The organism is Haloarcula terrestris, assembly GCF_031624315.1.
Classification (GTDB): Archaea; Halobacteriota; Halobacteria; order Halobacteriales; family Haloarculaceae; genus Haloarcula; species Haloarcula terrestris.
The window spans coordinates 1-18,371 of sequence record NZ_JAMQOM010000019.1 but is presented as its reverse complement, the minus strand read 5'-3'; the positions used below and the strand labels follow the sequence as shown (position 1 = coordinate 18,371).

The following is an 18,371-nucleotide window of genomic DNA, read 5'->3' as shown; positions in this document are numbered from 1 at the left end:
CCAGCAATTGGCATAAGTTCCTCCCCCTGTTAACAAATTGATAGTATGGTAGAGCCATGGATTACATCAGCTCTCCCCGGAGTTACGAACGCCGCAGGTAGTAGGGTGATCAAGGAATTTGTTAAAGGCGAGGACGACCATACCGAGTGGAAACAGCAAGTAATCGACATGGCTACCGAAGCGGAAGCGGCAAGGAGACATTGTATTTGTTTTTCATATGAACCGGATCGCGAAGGGTTGTCAAACGGTATGGAGCAGTATGGGAAGGGGATGGCGAAACTTGGAGTAATTGGGGAGAGGCGAGGGTATCCTGATGAGGAGGTTGAAACAGTTCATAAATTGGCTAAAATATTGAGTAAATGCGCGACGGCTGCAGTGGGCCAACACTCAGCGCCCAAAAAGACCTTTCTGCCGAATTGCCTGAGTTACTTGAGCAGGTATACGAATTTGCGGTATAGATCCACGGGCGGCGTCTCTTTGAGTAACAATGATTATAGGATTCTACAGGTATTCCTATAGGAACCTATAGCCCGCGTGTAGCGTGGTCTTACTTTGCTTTCCGGGCGGTTTCCATATCATCAGGCGCGGCCTCCCGGAGGCCGAGGCGAAGGGCAAGGCGAAGGACCTCGCTCCGGTCAGGCGGCTCGGTCCCGCCGAAGTCGAACTCCTCGCGAAGGGTCTCGCCGTACGCCTGGAGATGTTCGGGGTGGTCCTCCAGCGCGGCCATGAGCGCCGCAATATCGCCGTCCCACACGGACACCGTCTTTTGACGCCCACCCTCAACGATTTCCTCCAAGTACTCGACCATACTCTCGCGGAGGTCCTCATACACATCCGCCCCGGCGGCCTCGTCGAGACGGTCGCCGTGGTCGGTCGCTTCCCGCAGCTGGTCGAGGTCCGGGTCGTCGCTCATTGTTCTGCTTCTTGATCGTGAATAAAGATGTCCGCAGCGTTACCGTCAGTGGCCGCCTATTGGGCGTCTGCGGCGGGCGGGTTGGAAAAGGACCACAATCGTCGTTATCTTCCCCGCTGTCAGGACTGGGCTATTCGCGAGTCACGACATGCTGCTAACGCCGATACTACAAGACCCTACGCTGGATTTTCAGAGTCAGAAACTCGCATTGTGGTTTTAGTACACATCGGCCAGTAGATGTAGGTAGCCGCCAGTCGGAGGCGGTCCCCGAAAAGTATCCGACACACCTGCCCACCATCGCCCCCGCCCGTTCCCCGCTTGGGGCTGGAGCCCACCGAGTGCCCTCTGACATGCCCTCCTCACACGCTCCATTCCCCGTACTCTCCTCTTTCGCTTCGCTAGACCTCCAGAGCCTACTGCGCTCCCGCTATGAGTTATACTCAAACCAGTCCCATACGTACGCAGATATTGAGTCCGACAGACTTCCTGCGGCGTCAACTCATTCATAAACTGACCGCTTCTTTTGAATCCTGCCACCCCGTGCTTAGAGCCCACAGGGAACACGGTGAAACGAGACAGACCGACCTACTCAGCTGGCAGGGTCTCAACGGCATACTCCTCAGCCAACTCCACAACATCATAGACATGGATCCCCGATTTGAACCATAGCACACGGTCATCCATCCCATCGAAATCCTCAGACGAACAGTCTAATCGCTCAGACACAGCGACAATGAGATTATCTCGGTTCGCCTCGCGTATCTTCGCCAGCTTCTCATCAAGATACTCCGGTGTCCAGAAGCCAACGATCTCGAATATGACTCGCCGACCGTCCGGATGTTCGATAGCGAAATCTGGGAGCATTACCTCCGCCCCTAAGTCCAGTACGTCGTCTTCCCGTACAAGTTCCCAGTCCGTGTTCGCACGGTCCCACTTCTGTGAGAGTGTCCGTTCCACGTCAGAGTCGAAATCGCTCTGAGCAGCATAGTGTGAGGACAAGTCATCGGTGTGGTCAAGCTCAAACGAAAGCGTCTGAGTAGTCGATCCACCCCCGTCATCCAGGATGTCCGCGTCCATCTCCCAGCGGTCACACAACGGGAGTGCTGGCAGAAAGTTCGCCATCCGTATCCCATACTTCCGCGATTTCGAAAAGAGGGACGCCGCCCCATCTAACGTAGCTTCGTATCCATCTGCTGCATCGGTACTCGCCACGCGATTGCCGTTGCTGTCGATTGGGTAGATGCGGTGCATCAACCCGAACAATTTCATGTAACTGAAGATCGTCGCAAACGAGTCCCAGACCCGCACCCGCATCTCGGTGGCATCGTAGAGGACAGCCTGTGCTAACGCGAGATTATAGCGGGTGAGAAGCCAGTCAGTTGTTATTGTATCCGCTGCGTAGGATTCCTCGCTATCACCCGTCAGTTGACTCATAGTAGAGGACTCCTCCGCATCCTGGTATTCATCGGAAACGTGGTGTCCAAACCGACCAAGTCGCTTGTGTTCCTCCAAGTCGGCGTACATCCCTTGGTGGCACTCTTCAAGTGTGATACCCAACGCATCAGCAACGGAACTGTATACTTCTAGCTTCTGCGTATCCTCACCGAGGGTGGGATGGCGAACAATCGGATACGACTCATTTGCCTTCTCGAACAATCGCTGACGAATCTCACGTGGCTCAACTGGAGCAACCGTCTCAAACTCACACTCATCTTTCAGCAGTTTCGCCAGTCCTTGGACGACCTTGTAGTCCGTATCTGCGATGGTGAGCTGGTCAATGGTGTCCTCTAGCTCACCTTTCGGTTCACCAAGATGCTCCTCGAAAATCTGGATGAGTTCCTCGGCCGTCTCTCGATACTGTTGCTCGCTGGTGTCGATGAACAACGGCGTGATGGTTCCCTCAGACGTCCGCGAGCGTGCGAGGTCAGCTGTCAGCATTCGCTGTCACCCCCTGTCGTCGCCGCTCAGAGACATAGGTTTCCACCGTGTCTTCAGCAATAATCTCGTAGAGACGGGCGGGTTGGCGGTCGTCTGTTGGCCGGAGAATTCGCCCAAGTCGTTGTGCGTACTGCCGTTTTGAGGCACTTCCAGAGAGAATAATGCCCACGTTTGCAGAGGGGACATCAATCCCTTCGTCCAGTACCTGTGACGTAGCCAACATCGAGTACTCACCCGTTCGAAACCGCTCCAAGATCTCTGTCCGTTCGTCAGTCTCGGTTTGATGTGTGATACAGGGCACGACGAACTCTTGGGAGATCTCGTACGCGAACTCGTTGTTTGCGGTGAAGATGATAGTTCGGTCGTTGTAGTGTCGCTTCAGCAGATTGTCGAGTGTATCCAGTTTCTTTTCAGCAGTACGAGCGATGTTTTCCGCCCGTTGCTTGGCAATAAGCGCCCGTCGTCCCTGCGGGTCATACGACGTTCGTTTGAGGAACTCCTGATATCCGTTCTCCTTCCAGAGCTCGAAATCGTGGCTATCCACGTAGTCACGGTATATCTGGTACTCCTCGTCGTACGTTGTCCGTTCCTCGTCTGTGAGTTTAACTTGGAGATGGATAGTCTCGTATTCGCTGAGATACTCGCCAGCAAGTTCGTCAACCGCCTCCCGATAGACAACCGTCCCAAGCAAGTCCTCCAACTCTTCATGTGCTCCGTCAGCACGCTCGTACGTTGCGGTCAGTCCTAACCGATATGGAGCAATGGTCATCTCGGGGATCTGCCGATATGTCGGCGCTGGTAGGTGGTGTACCTCGTCTACAACGAGAAGCCCGAACTGATCGCCATACTCGTTGATATAGCGGTAGGCAGAGTCGTAGGTCGTCACCGTGATGTCCGCTATATTATGGCTGCCACCGCCGAGAACACCCACACCGTCTGGGAGCTGGTCACCAAAGGCGTTGGTGAGAGTCGCGTGCCACTGGTTCATCAGGTCGATGGTTGGCACGACCACAAGCGTACTCACGCCCGCGTCTGCAATGGCTTGGACAGCGAGGAACGTTTTCCCACTCCCTGTTGGAAGAATAACACTCCCCTGTCGGTCGTTGTTCTGCCACGCCGAGAGAGCGTCTTGCTGGTACTCCCGTGGTTCGATAGCAACAGACGGTGTGAGATAGAGTTCCGAGTAGGCACGAGCGCCATCCTCTACCTTATCGACAGTCGCTGTGGATTCTTCGAGGGTCGCTTGTCCATTGGACTGGGTTGCCCACTTTTGAATGGGGCGGTAGTGCTGTGCTTGCGCCCGATACTCGTCGACGCGGTCGTCCCATTCGGCATACGGCACAGCGTCAGGAGCGTCTTCAAGCAAAAGTGTGCCATCATCAAATGAGAGACGCATTCACCTCTCTCTATGCGGGTCGGATACTTGTCCTTGCTGGGGCAACACACCAACGGAAGAATACTACATTGAGAGGTTGTCGGCGATTGAGCGGAGGTCGCTCTTTGTCGGCTGTCTCCCAATGTCTATGGAGTAGTCCCCGACCCAGAACCGAAACTGCTGGTGGTCAACATCGAAGTGGAGTCCACAGGAGACATCTGGTTCTGCCTGCTCATACTCAGATTTGCTCACGTTCTCGCCCTCTTGAAGCGTTTCAAGCAGGTACTCGGCGGCGTGTGGACGTTGCTTCATTGCCAGGATATGGTCGGTTGCCACGTGCTTCAGCACTTCTTCACCGGTGTCGTATTCGTCGCCGACGAGATAGAACTCCCCGTCGAATTTGTAGGATTCGACGCGGATACTGAGAGCATACGTCTCGGTCATACGCTAGTCTCGTCATTCTGTGGCACAAACATTACGCATCCAGTTGTTGTTAGGACAGGTAATGACAACAGACCGCCGTCCTGACGAAATTGAACTGGACGGACTTGACCAACAGTTAGCGAACGCTGACGACGGAGATGTGACCGCTCTCACACGGGCAGTCGCAACGTACGAAACGCGGTTATCGACCGCACATGAGGACGGAGAATCCGACCGCTACCGTAGTATCTCCAGAGCCTATCGAGAACAACTCATCACCGTGCTTGACGACGCAATACAGACCGAAGGGTGGGGACTCCTCGAAGAGTTTCTCAACGCATACCATCCAGAGACAACCGATGGGTTCCCACATGTAACGACAATCCTCCAGAACGTCACTGGTCGCTACCTCATCCGTACCCGACTGTCAGATAGTGTCGATGCTATTCCCGTTCCCGCTCTGGCGTTCTTCAGTTCAATTCTCGACCAGATTGAGGGAGATGGATACGATTTCATTAGAGAGGCACTCCATCCGTACGGCTGGGGAATCGGGCATCCTGACCACTCGGTTGCGGACAACATTCATCAGCACGCCTCAACAGGTCTTCCACTCGTGAATGCGATGCTCGAACACGCGTTCTACGCCGACCAGCATTCAGCGATGGAATTGCTGGAGCAACTGATCAATGACGAAGCAGTTCGACAGACGCTCCCATATCGGTCCGGCGAGATCTCGGGACCACGGTACCTGTTAGATGCTCCCGCCGGTACGGTCAGCGAATTTAGCCCGACAATTCCACGGTACTGGGAGTGGCAGGAGGACCTTGACTACGAGTTTGTGTTAGACGAGGATGTTGAGAAACGGATTCGAGATATCGTGACTGAGGAAGGGATTGACCGCGACTTGCCCACCGACTGGACGATCGCTGACCTAACCCTGTAATTTACCTTACCGCTGAATCTGAAGCTTACGGAGTAATTCGACAATATTTAGACGGCCGAGTGTTCGCTTTCTGAATGTATGACTGATCTGATAGTCAAATCTGGCGTACGGGAGACAGTGGACGACCACCCAATCTCGGCAGACTTCTACGAAGCTCTGGACGAGAAGGTTGAAGAACTACTTGAGGATGCCGCTCGCCGGGCCGAAGCGAACGAGCGACAGACAGTGATGCCACAGGACTTGTAGGTGTATCTCTACGAGGACGACATTCTTTATCGCCCGGTCGGTTACGGTTCCGTTGATGACATCTGTCCAGGTGTGAATCTCTAGCCAATCGTGTGTTTAGGACAAACTCCAACGCCAATTGAATCGTTGCGGGTCTTGGGATGCTACCACGATGCAGGTTTAGATTCCAATTTTGTGTATACTTTCTGCGGTGACGGTTGAGTATATGAAGAGGTGCGGTTTATATGGGACCGTAGAAAGCACTACCTTTGGACAGCAAGGCACTGACGTAGTCTCACCCTCACGAAAGTTCGTCTGAAACGCTACCGACCAGCGCGGAGTAAGGCTGTGTGTGCCGAGCTTTAACCACACAAGGATTCGACTGAAACCTGTGGAAGCCTGTTCCCCGGCGTCAAAGGTAGGGGTGCTTCAACCCCACAAGGGTTCGTCTGAAACCGTTGGCTATCGGCACCAGCACCAGCATCCCCAGGCTTCAACCCCACGAGGGTTCGTCTGAAACGTTCGTGGTCGGTATGGTCCGTTGACCCACATGCGGCTTCAACCCCACGAGGGTTCGTCTGAAACTCGCCGTCGGGGTCGTCGTCCCAGTCCTGGACGGTGCTTCAACCCCACGAGGGTTCGTCTGAAACGGCCGCCCGCGCTTAGTGGCCCACGGGTCCGCTAGACGCTTCAACCCCACGAGGGTTCGTCTGAAACTACCCCGAAAAGAAAGGGTCCGAACACCCGGCTTCGCTTCAACCCCACGAGGGTTCGTCTGAAACTGTGGTCCATTTCGATGACGGTCCAGTCGCCGATGCGCTTCAACCCCACGAGGGTTCGTCTGAAACTCGGGCATGAGTTCCGCCGGTAGCTCCCCCGGAGGGCTTCAACCCCACGAGGGTTCGTCTGAAACAAGCGCCTTCGTGCGCTGGCACGGCAACAGTTCGATGCTTCAACCCCACGAGGGTTCGTCTGAAACACCACTGGGAAGACTGATGAAGAAGAAAGGGGGGTGCTTCAACCCCACGAGGGTTCGTCTGAAACTAGTATGTGCAAGCCAATAACAACTACCAAGTGCTTCAACCCCACGAGGGTTCGTCTGAAACGATGTCCACATCATCGGGTCGCAACTGTCGCTGCGGCTTCAACCCCACGAGGGTTCGTCTGAAACTCCAAGCGTGACAGACACGCCGACGACGCCGTAGAGGCTTCAACCCCACGAGGGTTCGTCTGAAACGCGGGAGCTACCCAGCGGCGACGCGAAGCGCCTCGTGCTTCAACCCCACGAGGGTTCGTCTGAAACGGCGCTCGGCGTTCGCCCAGGCCGTCGCCCGGCAGGCGCTTCAACCCCACGAGGGTTCGTCTGAAACCAGTTAGTGGTGAGCGGATACTGCTTGAGTTCCTCCTGCTTCAACCCCACGAGGGTTCGTCTGAAACTCTCGACGAGCGAGGTCGCCGACCTGGCCGACCGCTTCAACCCCACGAGGGTTCGTCTGAAACTTTGGTCTGGTCGACCCCGACGAACCCCCACCAGAGGCTTCAACCCCACGAGGGTTCGTCTGAAACTCCCCGGATGCCGACCCCGCGCCGGATGCGGACCACGCTTCAACCCCACGAGGGTTCGTCTGAAACTGTTCCCACCGGGCGAGAGTCCCGAGGCGTTGTTTGCTTCAACCCCACGAGGGTTCGTCTGAAACACCGCCCTCGTACTTGAACCCAGTCCCACAGTACGCTTCAACCCCACGAGGGTTCGTCTGAAACCATGTGTTACTCCCTCTACGTGTCCGAGACGGCCGGCTTCAACCCCACGAGGGTTCGTCTGAAACGATTGGGGCGGCATTAGATTACGCCGACGCTGAGGGCTTCAACCCCACGAGGGTTCGTCTGAAACCCGGTGGCACGGCAGACGCTACTGACGTGGCGTGGGCTTCAACCCCACGAGGGTTCGTCTGAAACGTTTTCTTTTCCACTCGAATCGCCTCGTCGCACTCGGCTTCAACCCCACGAGGGTTCGTCTGAAACCACCATCCTCTACCGATAGGACGGAATCACCGGGTGCTTCAACCCCACGAGGGTTCGTCTGAAACTATACCTGAACGGTAGCGTAGACTGCTCCGTGTTTGGGCTTCAACCCCACGAGGGTTCGTCTGAAACAAGGTGACATGGTCGACGAAATGCGTGAGACGTGGGCTTCAACCCCACGAGGGTTCGTCTGAAACCGGCCGCGCTTGGTGGCCCACGGGTCCACCAGACGCTTCAACCCCACGAGGGTTCGTCTGAAACGTTTTCTTTTCCACTCGAATCGCCTCGTCGCACGCGGCTTCAACCCCACGAGGGTTCGTCTGAAACTGGTCCGACCCGTTAAATCGCTGGGGCACGATGTGGTGCTTCAACCCCACGAGGGTTCGTCTGAAACAGGTCTTTGAAAATCTCGCCGTTGTCCCAGTGGCCGCTTCAACCCCACGAGGGTTCGTCTGAAACCACTCCGTTAGCAAAACGCTTCGCTAAACTAAACGTCGCTTCAACCCCACGAGGGTTCGTCTGAAACCGCTGTCCTTTCGCCTCCAGACCGAGGCGCTTGTCGCTTCAACCCCACGAGGGTTCGTCTGAAACCGCTTTTCCCCTCACCACCCGTAGCCGACTGTATGCTTCAACCCCACGAGGGTTCGTCTGAAACTTCTTCCGGTCGGCCATCTTGCCGCTCAGGTCTTTGCTTCAACCCCACGAGGGTTCGTCTGAAACTCTCGGAGTGCTTTGTTACAGCAGTTCGACGCGTCTGCTTCAACCCCACGAGGGTTCGTCTGAAACAAGTGTAATAGGGGCTAATTACCGAGTGTATGGGCTTCAACCCCACGAGGGTTCGTCTGAAACCTGTCGAACGTCGAGTACTGCAGCTTCGAGGCCGGCTTCAACCCCACGAGGGTTCGTCTGAAACGCGTCGGAGTCAGTATACGGGCCGGCATCGTCCCACGGCTTCAACCCCACGAGGGTTCGTCTGAAACCATGGCCCCGGCATCGAGCGACCACTTCGTATCGCCGCTTCAACCCCACGAGGGTTCGTCTGAAACAGGCGTCGCTGTCTTTGGCGATCCCCAACTCGACGCTTCAACCCCACGAGGGTTCGTCTGAAACGCGCGCGCTGCGCCTGTTCGACGACCTGATTTTCGAGCTTCAACCCCACGAGGGTTCGTCTGAAACTCCGCCCATCCCGACCCCGTGGGAGTCGATGGCCTCGCTTCAACCCCACGAGGGTTCGTCTGAAACTTGCTGTCAGGCAATCGGTCGGTAATTAGGTGGGTCGCTTCAACCCCACGAGGGTTCGTCTGAAACGCGCCGTCGCGATACTCGGTGAGGTCGCCATCCTCGCTTCAACCCCACGAGGGTTCGTCTGAAACGAGCATCGCCTCTACTTCGGGTTTGTCGGCACCGAGCTTCAACCCCACGAGGGTTCGTCTGAAACCGCAGGATAATACCCAGATTGGCCAATACAGTTGACGCTTCAACCCCACGAGGGTTCGTCTGAAACGACCGAGCAGACCCAGCGCGGCCCGTCGCGGTCGGCGCTTCAACCCCACGAGGGTTCGTCTGAAACTTGATAACCACCACGGCACCCTAGTCATCAGCCTCAGCTTCAACCCCACGAGGGTTCGTCTGAAACCAACCCAGTCCAGGAGTCCTGTTACGTCTTGTCGGCTTCAACCCCACGAGGGTTCGTCTGAAACTACCTTGATTCCCACCCGTCTGGAGGACGTTATTGGCTTCAACCCCACGAGGGTTCGTCTGAAACGCGGCGAACGTCCTCACGTACTGTTGGGTAGAGGGGCTTCAACCCCACGAGGGTTCGTCTGAAACGTGTCGGGCATCGAAATCAGTCCGGTGTGTTGTTGATGCTTCAACCCCACGAGGGTTCGTCTGAAACGCCGATATTCTCCAAGGTTACACCATCCACGTTCAGCTTCAACCCCACGAGGGTTCGTCTGAAACTGCGGGGCCGAAACCCGCGACGGTGGGTACTGCGAGCTTCAACCCCACGAGGGTTCGTCTGAAACCAGCACCAGCCCAGCGCCGAAGATGATCCCGATGCCGCTTCAACCCCACGAGGGTTCGTCTGAAACTCGCGGATGTCGGCGGCGACGAGGTCGTCGGCCTGGCTTCAACCCCACGAGGGTTCGTCTGAAACGGGCGACATCGGCCCCGGCCTGCTGGTCGCCGAGGCTTCAACCCCACGAGGGTTCGTCTGAAACGATCTGGTGACTCTGCCCACTGCCTCCATCCCCTTTGCTTCAACCCCACGAGGGTTCGTCTGAAACGAGTACGCATCGGGGTCGGCATCGTCGGTCAACTTGCTTCAACCCCACGAGGGTTCGTCTGAAACCGGGCGCGGTCGCCCGGCTCGGCTCGGCGGACAAGTGGCTTCAACCCCACGAGGGTTCGTCTGAAACCCGATCAATGCGTTCGACTTGGCTGCCGTCATCGCTGCTTCAACCCCACGAGGGTTCGTCTGAAACACGTGTTGCATCGGCCCCGCGCCGCCGCCGATCGTGCTTCAACCCCACGAGGGTTCGTCTGAAACCGATGCTGGTCGGGTTGATGTCCTCTCCGTCGACGCTTCAACCCCACGAGGGTTCGTCTGAAACAGTTCCTCCATCTCCTTAGCCATTTCTTCGGCCCGCTTCAACCCCACGAGGGTTCGTCTGAAACTCGTTGAACTCGTTAGAGCGCTTCAGGACCCACAGGCTTCAACCCCACGAGGGTTCGTCTGAAACCAGTTCGAGGCTTGGCTGGAGTCGACCATGGAGTCGGCTTCAACCCCACGAGGGTTCGTCTGAAACATGCCCGATATACGGGCCATAAGGCTGCTAACGGCGGGTCACAGTAAAGACCTTCCGTCGACCATCAATAGGGTGCTTCCCCCCGGGGGGTCGACGGAAACCGACTATAGAAACCGCTGATCCTCAGTTGGATCGTCGCCGTAGACTGTCCGGTTGAGCAGTGTATCAGAAGACAGCTCGTAGATGATTGTCGATTCACCTGGTTTCAGCAAATCATCAATCTCGTTTTTGAGCTTGGAGAGATCTCCCTCAGAGATTTCGCCTTCAAGAACTGAGTTCTGTACGTGAGTCAGATATCGCCGACCAATTTTGAGCGCTTTCTGTGTTCGATCCGCTTCCAAATCGTATACCATCACCACGTACATTTTACCACCACCGTTGGAACGAGTCGTATGCTTCTCCGGTGAGGAGATGCTTTTTCAGTTTGTATGCTTCGAGACGCATCAGGTACTGATAACTAACTTTTCGGTTGAGCGTCGGGTGTTCAACAGTACGTTCAAGCATTTCTTCGAACGCCTTCGTGTACGTTTTCCGACCAGCTTCGTTCAACAGACAGGAGCCGAGCTCGGTCTCGAAATCACTTTCCGAAATTTGATTCCGATTCACTAACCGGAATAGTACCCGGTCAGCGAGCACAGGTTTGAATAAGTCAGCGATATCAAGAGAGAGCGAGTACCGCCGCTCACCGGGCTCGTGTAGGTAGCTAATCGTCGGGTCGAGTGCAGTGGCTCGAATTGCTGAGACGCAGTTGGCGTAGACCAGCGAATTGCCGAACGAAATGAGGCTATTAATCTCATTCGGTGGTGGGTTGTATTCCCGTTGGGTGAGTTGGAACTCCCTCGGAAGAATTTGGTTGAAGCTGCGGTAGTAGGCCTTTTTTGCGGTCGCCTCGATACCCATCAGTTCGTCAATCGGGAGACTCTCGTCAACGCGTGCTGCTGCGGCTTCCAAGTCCTCAATTACACTGTCGAGATCGTGATCTCGGCCGTTGTAGTAGACCACATTGGTTCGCATATTGTGGATACTCCCCTTCACAATCGCGGCGGCCAGTTGTCGTCGATGTTGACTGTCCTCATATGCTCGAACTTGGTTGACTACAGTTTTCCCAGAGGTTTGGCCACGTTTCGGCATCACCGAGCCAGCGTAGTAATCCTCCCAGCCGAAGACGTGTAGCGCGACCGTTCGATCGTTGAGGAACGACATCAGTCGCGTGTTAAAATCGATCTGGCCGTGTAAGAAGAATGCCTCAGCGTTCTCGATTGGAATATATTGCTTGTCCCCATCATCGTCAGGAACAAGTCTGAGCGTGTCGTCACTGCGTTCGAGTCGACCGTCGGAAAAGACGTGGTAGTTCCTATCCATTGTTAACACCAACAGAAGTCGTGGTACGCACAGGAGTCACAGAACGGTTTCTCCTCGGCCGGCGGTGGCGAAGACTGACTGACGATATCGTGGATTCCGCGGATCGCAGTTTCGACTTTTTCGCTCCGCTCCGTGGTAAGTTCGACCGGCTCTCGCTTTCGTTCCCGTGGATGAGCTAAGACTCCGTCCCGCTGAATATCGGCCACACGGTCAAGATACCATAGGTAGTACGACAACTGCATCTCGGCCGGTTCAGTCAATGTCGAGGACGGTTTGACCTCAACGACACGGCCGTCGTCAAGCAGATCCAGTGAGATCATGCCGAGATGGAGGTTCTCGCGTTTGTCGCTGTAGGCTGTCTCGTCAACACGGGTGCCACGGACGACGGTCGCGTTCTCACGGTCAATTTCGAGGTTTCGGCTTTCGAACCAGAGTTCTCGTTTGCAGACGTAGTAGTACTGCACCATCACGCCGGTCACGCGGAACGGCTCGTCAACTGGCTCGCCGCGAGCGGTCGCCAGCAAGCGGTTGACTGGATCTGCGTCGGTCATAAGATCCGCCTCTCAGCAGTGCTGTCCGGTATGACGAATCCGGTATTCTGATCAAAATACTGGCTTAACCCGTGTTTGCGGACATCAAGACACAGTACATCCGTATCGGAGTGGACTGGATTCAATTGCCCCAGCTTTTCTTTTTTATCAGACTCACCGTGATAGATAGGGAACGAGACTCGTATCTGCTTGAGTTCATCCATCAACCGACGGACACGGTCGAACTCGTACCGCTTCCACGCTTCGCGCACCTGTTCTACTTGCCGCCGTTCGACTTCAGTTCGGCAAATGATGATGTCCACAGCGTTACGCTGGTTGATCAGCGACAACTCCGCCAGTTTGTCCCCGCGTGCATCGTCGACATACTCGGCGTACTCTTGCTTGCCAACGTTCTTGTCAGTATGTAGTTTTTTGTAATATTCTGTAACTGCTGTGCGGGCAACAGCAGTCTCGGAGAGCGATTCATCTGCTTCACGAACAGTGTCGAGCGTTTCAGCCGCCACAGGAAGCAGTGTCGCCCCTCGATTGTAGACCGCCTCTGCAGGCGTTTTTTGCTGCTCATCCGGCACATCAAGCCACCAGACAATAACGCGTCCTTGTTCTCGTTCGAACGACCGATTACAGCGACCGGCTGCTTGGACAATACTGTCAATTGGAGCCAGATCACGGTAGACGCGGTCGAAGCTGATGTCGACGCCGGCTTCGATGAGCTGTGTCGAGACCGTGATGAGACCATGTCCGGCGTCGGTGAGTTCTTTTGCGGTTTCGATCAGTTTGAGGCGATCCACGGGACGGAGTCGTGTCGACAGGTGGAGTATCGACTGATCGCTTCGCTCGGTAATACGGGTCGCAAGTGTCTTCGGATCGATGTCCACTGTCGTTTCGACTTTGCTGAGCTCGTCAGCGTAGATATCACCCACATTAAGAAGCGAGTCTTGGATGTCAGTTAGTTCGTCAAAGAGGGCTCGTGCACTATCGATTGTGTTACAGACCGCCAGCGTTGATGCGCCTGCGTCAACTGCAGTCAGCAGTTCAGCACTCGCGTCGGCGTATGATTTCGGGATTTCTTGGGTCTCAATATACCGCTCAGTCGACTCGTCGAGTTCGTACTGGACGCGTTCGGTCGCCTCGAAGTACACATCAGGGTCGTCGACCAATTCAGTCACCTCTTCTCCTCGGTCGGTTGCTTCATCGAACAGCTGTGGTTGCGTTGCGGTCATAGCGATAACCGTCGCGTCGTACCGCTCGGTCAGTATTGCAACAAGACGGGGGACGACCTTCCACCAGTCGAGCGGCAAGCTCTGTGGCTCATCAAGGATAACTACACTGTCACGGAGAGCAGGAATCTTCATCGACTGTTTGTTGGCTGGCCCAGCAAGGCTTTCGAACAACTGCACGAACGTTGTGACTGTGATCCCAGCCCGCCAACTTTCGGCGAGCATCCCAGCAACATCGTCGTTCTTGTCCGCTTTGTCGGCGTCTACGTCATCTTCGACAACGATCTTGGTTTCCGAAAGATGGTGGTGAGCCGTCAGTAATCGTCCTAGTGTATCGGTTTCGTAGATATCTTTGACTTCATCGACGACCTGATCGATGATGCTGGTAAACGGAAGTGCATAGACGACACGTTCACTGCCGAGTTCGTCACGAACCGTCTGTGCGGCCGACAGCCCGGAGAGTGTTTTCCCCATTCCAGTTGGCAGTGTGAGCGTCGCTACGCCACCACCATCCTCCGCAAGTTGTTTCGCGTTTTCTGTAACAGCTGACCGCGCGCGTGAACGATAGTGGTTGAGTCGTTCCGTTCTGGAACCGTCCGAATCAGCAGGCGCGGACGCTTCCAGATCCGCTACATATTCGTCTAACACCTGTAGTGACGGCTGCACTGCTTCGTACGCCGACTCCGAGGCAGTATCCTCACTACGACTTGCTGCACTCGTCTTATCTGCGAGCACGAGCGATCCCCACATTTCGAGGACTAGACCATAACAGGAGTCTGAGAGCGACTCTCGATTGATTGTCGTCCCACTCTCTGTGGCAACGGCAGCGGCAATTTCATCAAGAAGCTCCTTGTACGACTGCCGAAATCCGTCCCACGATCCACTGCTATCAGTTGCATCATCGAAGAGATCGGCCGCAAGCTCGGGGACGTGTTTCTCGATATCGTTGAGCTGCATAGCGATTGCTGCCTGTTGTTGTTCAGCGTTGGTTTGGGCTCCTGCCGTTGAGTTCTCTGAGTTGTACGCACGGTCGTAGATGTATTGGGTCACATCTGGAAGCCGACCGTGATGTTTGGCGACCGCGACGAACCCGGCCAGACAGGTCTCAGATTCAAACCCCTGCGCATCAAGGGCGTAGTAGGCAGCGAACGAGCCGATTGGAGCGTGATACCGACACGGTTTGTATTCGGGCTCGGTATTGTGTCGCAGGTACTCCTGGAAGAACGTCGTCGCTTTCCCGAAGTCGTGAACGTAGGCAAGCGTCTCAACGACTCGCTGTAGCGACTCACCTTCGGGTGTTGTCACCTGGTTGGGAACGATTTCTCTGGTCCGCCGGGCGACATCACCTAGGTGCTTTCGAAGATAGACACCTTCACGATCGCCTTCAGGTGGGTGAGAGTACCGGACGCTCATCAGACGAACACCACGGTTCGACCGTTGACACTGGAAGCCGACGTGTTGGAAACTTTGAGGGGTTCTGCGTCGGGATTATAGGCGTAGTTCGTAAAGCCTGTCGTCGTCCGACCACCTGAGTCATTTTCCATAAACGCGGGGGATTCCTCAATCTGGCAGCGTGTTCCGGCATCTAGAACAATGTCGTCAACCGCATTCGGTACGGCCGAATCAATGTCGATAGTGTCCTGCTGCGGTCCATCCTCAATATCGAACTCCCCGTGATACTTAATGTCAGCAAGATGCTCGGAGAGGCCGAGACTCGGTACGTAGTGCGATTCGCCTGCAGCAAGTGTCTCACGTAGTTCAGTATATCGCTCGTCGTCAGCAAGTGCGACATCGATTCGGTAGGCTGGATCGACCAGTACCTCGTAGTTGTGTTGCTGCCGAAGTGTAGTCGGATCAGGGAGTTTCACACTGATTTTTCCGCGACCATTGAGCGACTGTAAGTTCCCCGCAGCCGTCGACAGTGTGTTCATCGGCATATTGACTGTTCTGATCTCTCGAACAGGCTCGATGGCAACGGCCGATCTCCCGGGTGCGAACAGGTCATAGTAGCCGTCACGTTCGATTCCAAGGACGGCTGCGAGGAGCCCAGCCACGGTAGTACGCGGAATGATTCGATAGGTCTGTTTTACAATGTTGCCCTCGATCCGACGGAAGTGCCCCCACGGACCACGAACGGTAAACGAGAGACAGCGGTCTGGCTGGTCGCCCGATTCATCGGCCGTCCAACTGTCCAACGATTGTTGCGACATCGTTACGCCGTATTGTCGTCATTCGGGAGTGTCGCCGTCTGTTCGTCGTAGACATCGATTTCCTCTACAGCGTCCGCTCCGACTGCGTCTTCGAGGGCGTCGTAAAGGACCGCTGGCCCGCCGAGTTCGCCATCATAGGAGAGTTGTAGCACGTCGCTGGCGACAACTCGAACACGTTTAATTCGGTCACTCGCCCCATCGAGTCGGTCTACAAGACCTGTCACGTCAAGCGTGAGGTCACGAACCGTTCGGAGTTCTTCGTCGGGTTTCGAATGCTCGTCGTCGAGGTCGAGGTCACGATCAAGGCCACCAAGGTGAAAACTCTCGTCGGCATATTCGACACGGCAGTAGAGCCGAGGCTCTTGGCCGACTTTGCTCCGGCTGATAGTCTGGTTTTTAATCGCCCGCCAACAGAGAGTGTCGAGTCGTTCGACATCCGCTGCGGTGAGTTTTGTGTCCGCTGCACCGTGTTCATCTACGAGTCCGTGGAACCGAATCAGACCGTACTGAATCCGATGATCGTCGAGATCGAATCCACCCTGCTGTTTGTTCTCCTGTGTGGCGATCACGCTCGTCAGGCTATCGTACTCCTCGTTTTCGTTGACAGCGTGCATCGATTTACCAGGTGAGAACTGGACTGGGCCAGTGAAATGATCCGGCAAGTGCTTAGCATATGCTTCGTCCGTATCCACTGACATCGTCGCACCGAAGTACCGAACATCGACGCTCTTCTCCAAGAATTCGCCGAACACGTCGTCGCGAAACTCGTCGGCTCTCTCGTCGTCATCGAGATCGTAGTCATCTGGATCGACCTCTTTGAGTCGATCTTCAAGTAGTTTGCCGCGGGTGTACTGGTCGCCGTCTTCCTGCACGTTTCGGATGTAGACGCCATGCCCGTCGTCATCGAGTTGATCACGGAGATACCGCTTCAGCCGAACGTCGGTGACGATTGCCTGCTGGGTTTGTGGGTCGATTCGCGGTCGATTGGCACCGGACAGCGGGTTGCCGTTCGGGTTGGCATCAACGGCATCGTACAGGAAGACGATCTCTGAGCGGTTCGTCACGGTTTCGGGTGTGTCGGACATTTAGTGTTCCTCCTCGATAGTGGATTCATCAGCAGCGGTTTCGTCTCGGTTCCACGGGTGGTCGTTCATCCCGTACGTTACGCCAAGGGCGTAGTAGAAGCGGAGATCGTCGGTCTCGATTTCCCACTCTTCCGGGTCTGGGTTGAGTATTGTATCACGAAGCCGGTCAACAATATGGTCGGCCTTCGTTCCAGGATAGGTCCCCTGCTGTTTCTTTTCTTGACGTGTGTACGTTAGTGTCTTGGCGATAGTCTCCTGTGTCACCTTCTTGATTCGGGAGCGAGTGATCGACTTGACTGGATACTGGTCAACGAGCGTCGTCGACCGATCCTCGCTGTACTCCTGATAGCTCCCGATGTCGCCGACGAGCGCACCAAGCAGGAACGCCCCGCGGCGTTGACTCGTTATGGAGTCCGGATCGGCGTCGTGATCGGGCGAGAGTGCAGGCGTTTCCTTGATGAACGATTCGAGTTTCGGTGCGGCAGGGTGACCCCCGTCCGCGATTGGTATCTCATCTAGTGATGGCATAGTGTTTGAGTCATAGTTCGGTTGCTGTGTGATCTGATCTTTCGACGGGTCTGTCGTTTGTAAGAGATTGAGGTCGTTATCCGCCAGCACACATAGTTGGGCGAACTGACTGGCGACGAGAAACGATGGGAACCCTTCGTACTCGTCGTCATCTGTCTGGTCATCGATGATCCGACTTACGTACTCTTCAAGTAGGACGTCGACAGCAATTGCTTCGCCGCTCAGTACGCTAACCAAGGCTTCGATTCGTGGGTCGTCAGAATCAGCCTCGTCATCATCACGTTCGGCGAATGTTTGTCTGAAGTACCATCCAGTCGAAACGGCGTGCAGTTGCTCGTCATTCGTTTCTAACAGCCCCCAATTCTGGTTGGTTGGGAGCGGTGCCGTCCACTCAGCGTAATGGTCTCGGTCGAACGCCGAGACAGTTGTAACGAACTGATTGTGTGTGATTGCGAGTTGTTTCGGGTAGTGGAGTCGGCCGTTCAGTGTCTCGCCGAACACATCGTAGCGAGACATCTGATGTGGCATAACTGCTGAGACGTAGAACCGAAAGTCCTGTTCCTCGATAGAATTGCGGTTTTCTTCTCTATATGCATCTTCGATTGGTGTTGTCTCCTCATCTTCGATAGTCCGATAGAGTAGTTCGGCTCTGTAGTTTCGCTAGCCGCGACAGCTACGACTGCGTTATCTTGGTAGAAAGCGAAGAGACAGATTGGTTTGACATCCGAAATCCGCCTCTTCACCCGTGTTACGGTCGCTAAGTCTAAAT

General features: G+C 55.3%; 13 protein-coding genes, 1 pseudogene and 1 CRISPR repeat array. Of the genes and pseudogenes, 3 read left to right on the top strand and 11 right to left on the bottom strand.

The genetic code is table 11. From position 1 onward, the window contains the following. The first annotated feature begins 45 nt into the window (after window positions 1–45). Window positions 46–519, top strand: coding sequence for a hypothetical protein (locus NDI54_RS19980; protein ID WP_310898130.1), 474 nt, complete (start codon window positions 46–48; stop codon window positions 517–519). A gap of 28 nt (window positions 520–547) precedes the next feature. Here NDI54_RS19980 and NDI54_RS19975 read toward each other — a convergent pair whose 3' ends face one another. The 4 genes from NDI54_RS19975 to NDI54_RS19960 all read right to left on the bottom strand — a co-directional run bounded on the left by NDI54_RS19975 (window position 548) and on the right by NDI54_RS19960 (window position 4,670). Then, on the bottom strand, window positions 548–913 hold the full coding sequence (locus tag NDI54_RS19975; protein ID WP_310898129.1) for a hypothetical protein: 366 nt from the start codon (window positions 911–913) through the stop codon (window positions 548–550). Window positions 914–1,498: 585 nt separating this feature from the next. Beyond that, window positions 1,499–2,851, bottom strand: a complete 1,353-nt coding sequence (locus NDI54_RS19970) for a DUF790 family protein (protein ID WP_310898128.1) — start codon at window positions 2,849–2,851, stop codon at window positions 1,499–1,501. Beyond that, window positions 2,838–4,247 carry a DEAD/DEAH box helicase family protein gene (locus NDI54_RS19965; protein ID WP_310898127.1) on the bottom strand — a complete coding sequence of 470 codons (1,410 nt, stop codon included), beginning with the start codon at window positions 4,245–4,247 and terminating at the stop codon, window positions 2,838–2,840. The genes NDI54_RS19970 and NDI54_RS19965 overlap by 14 nt, the downstream gene beginning before the upstream one ends. A gap of 63 nt (window positions 4,248–4,310) precedes the next feature. Beyond that, on the bottom strand, window positions 4,311–4,670 hold the full coding sequence (locus NDI54_RS19960) for a hypothetical protein (protein WP_310898126.1): 360 nt from the start codon (window positions 4,668–4,670) through the stop codon (window positions 4,311–4,313). 61 nt (window positions 4,671–4,731) lie between these two features. Between NDI54_RS19960 and NDI54_RS19955 the strand changes: the two genes are divergently transcribed. Both NDI54_RS19955 and NDI54_RS19950 read left to right on the top strand, forming a co-directional pair. Beyond that, window positions 4,732–5,592: a hypothetical protein gene (locus NDI54_RS19955; protein WP_310898125.1), complete on the top strand. Its 861-nt coding sequence runs from the start codon at window positions 4,732–4,734 to the stop codon at window positions 5,590–5,592. A gap of 78 nt (window positions 5,593–5,670) precedes the next feature. After that, window positions 5,671–5,838, top strand: a complete 168-nt coding sequence (locus NDI54_RS19950) for a DUF1931 family protein (protein WP_310898124.1) — start codon at window positions 5,671–5,673, stop codon at window positions 5,836–5,838. 271 nt (window positions 5,839–6,109) lie between these two features. After that, window positions 6,110–10,649: a CRISPR direct-repeat array (repeat unit 30 nt; unit sequence GCTTCAACCCCACGAGGGTTCGTCTGAAAC). 104 nt (window positions 10,650–10,753) lie between these two features. Here the strand turns inward: NDI54_RS19950 and cas2 are convergent. The 7 genes and pseudogenes from cas2 to cas8b all read right to left on the bottom strand — a co-directional run. Further along, window positions 10,754–11,014 (bottom strand): CRISPR-associated endonuclease Cas2, encoded by a 261-nt coding sequence (gene cas2, locus NDI54_RS19945; protein ID WP_121511326.1) that lies wholly within the window; start codon window positions 11,012–11,014, stop codon window positions 10,754–10,756. 1 nt (window position 11,015) lies between these two features. Then, complete coding sequence (gene cas1b / locus NDI54_RS19940; protein WP_310898123.1) at window positions 11,016–12,011, bottom strand: type I-B CRISPR-associated endonuclease Cas1b; 996 nt, start codon at window positions 12,009–12,011, stop codon at window positions 11,016–11,018. A 2-nt stretch (window positions 12,012–12,013) separates the two neighbouring features. Then, window positions 12,014–12,562 carry a CRISPR-associated protein Cas4 gene (gene cas4 / locus NDI54_RS19935; protein WP_310898122.1) on the bottom strand — a complete coding sequence of 183 codons (549 nt, stop codon included), beginning with the start codon at window positions 12,560–12,562 and terminating at the stop codon, window positions 12,014–12,016. After that, window positions 12,559–15,192, bottom strand: coding sequence for a CRISPR-associated endonuclease Cas3'' (locus NDI54_RS19930; protein ID WP_310898121.1), 2,634 nt, complete (start codon window positions 15,190–15,192; stop codon window positions 12,559–12,561). The genes cas4 and NDI54_RS19930 overlap by 4 nt, the downstream gene beginning before the upstream one ends. After that, entirely contained in the window at window positions 15,192–15,989 is a 798-nt protein-coding gene (gene cas5b / locus NDI54_RS19925) for a type I-B CRISPR-associated protein Cas5b (protein WP_310898120.1), read from the bottom strand. The genes NDI54_RS19930 and cas5b overlap by 1 nt, the downstream gene beginning before the upstream one ends. Before the next feature lie 2 nt (window positions 15,990–15,991). Beyond that, the gene (gene cas7b, locus NDI54_RS19920) at window positions 15,992–17,074 is read right to left on the bottom strand and encodes a type I-B CRISPR-associated protein Cas7/Csh2 (RefSeq protein WP_310898119.1); all 1,083 of its coding nucleotides are present in this window, start codon (window positions 17,072–17,074) and stop codon (window positions 15,992–15,994) included. Next, a pseudogene (cas8b, locus tag NDI54_RS19915) lies at window positions 17,075–18,247 on the bottom strand (type I-B CRISPR-associated protein Cas8b/Csh1); the annotation flags it as partial. Window positions 18,248–18,371 lie beyond the last annotated feature (124 nt).

Coding starts and splice junctions, on each gene's coding strand:
- cas7b (WP_310898119.1), bottom strand. CDS start 17,074: ATGTCCGACACACCCGAAACCGTGACGAACCGCTCAGAGATCGTCTTC.
- cas2 (WP_121511326.1), bottom strand. CDS start 11,014: ATGTACGTGGTGATGGTATACGATTTGGAAGCGGATCGAACACAGAAA.
- NDI54_RS19930 (WP_310898121.1), bottom strand. CDS start 15,192: ATGAGCGTCCGGTACTCTCACCCACCTGAAGGCGATCGTGAAGGTGTC.
- NDI54_RS19955 (WP_310898125.1), top strand. CDS start 4,732: ATGACAACAGACCGCCGTCCTGACGAAATTGAACTGGACGGACTTGAC.
- cas4 (WP_310898122.1), bottom strand. CDS start 12,562: ATGACCGACGCAGATCCAGTCAACCGCTTGCTGGCGACCGCTCGCGGC.
- NDI54_RS19970 (WP_310898128.1), bottom strand. CDS start 2,851: ATGCTGACAGCTGACCTCGCACGCTCGCGGACGTCTGAGGGAACCATC.
- NDI54_RS19965 (WP_310898127.1), bottom strand. CDS start 4,247: ATGCGTCTCTCATTTGATGATGGCACACTTTTGCTTGAAGACGCTCCT.
- cas1b (WP_310898123.1), bottom strand. CDS start 12,011: ATGGATAGGAACTACCACGTCTTTTCCGACGGTCGACTCGAACGCAGT.
- NDI54_RS19975 (WP_310898129.1), bottom strand. CDS start 913: ATGAGCGACGACCCGGACCTCGACCAGCTGCGGGAAGCGACCGACCAC.
- NDI54_RS19950 (WP_310898124.1), top strand. CDS start 5,671: ATGACTGATCTGATAGTCAAATCTGGCGTACGGGAGACAGTGGACGAC.
- cas5b (WP_310898120.1), bottom strand. CDS start 15,989: ATGTCGCAACAATCGTTGGACAGTTGGACGGCCGATGAATCGGGCGAC.
- NDI54_RS19980 (WP_310898130.1), top strand. CDS start 46: ATGGTAGAGCCATGGATTACATCAGCTCTCCCCGGAGTTACGAACGCC.
- NDI54_RS19960 (WP_310898126.1), bottom strand. CDS start 4,670: ATGACCGAGACGTATGCTCTCAGTATCCGCGTCGAATCCTACAAATTC.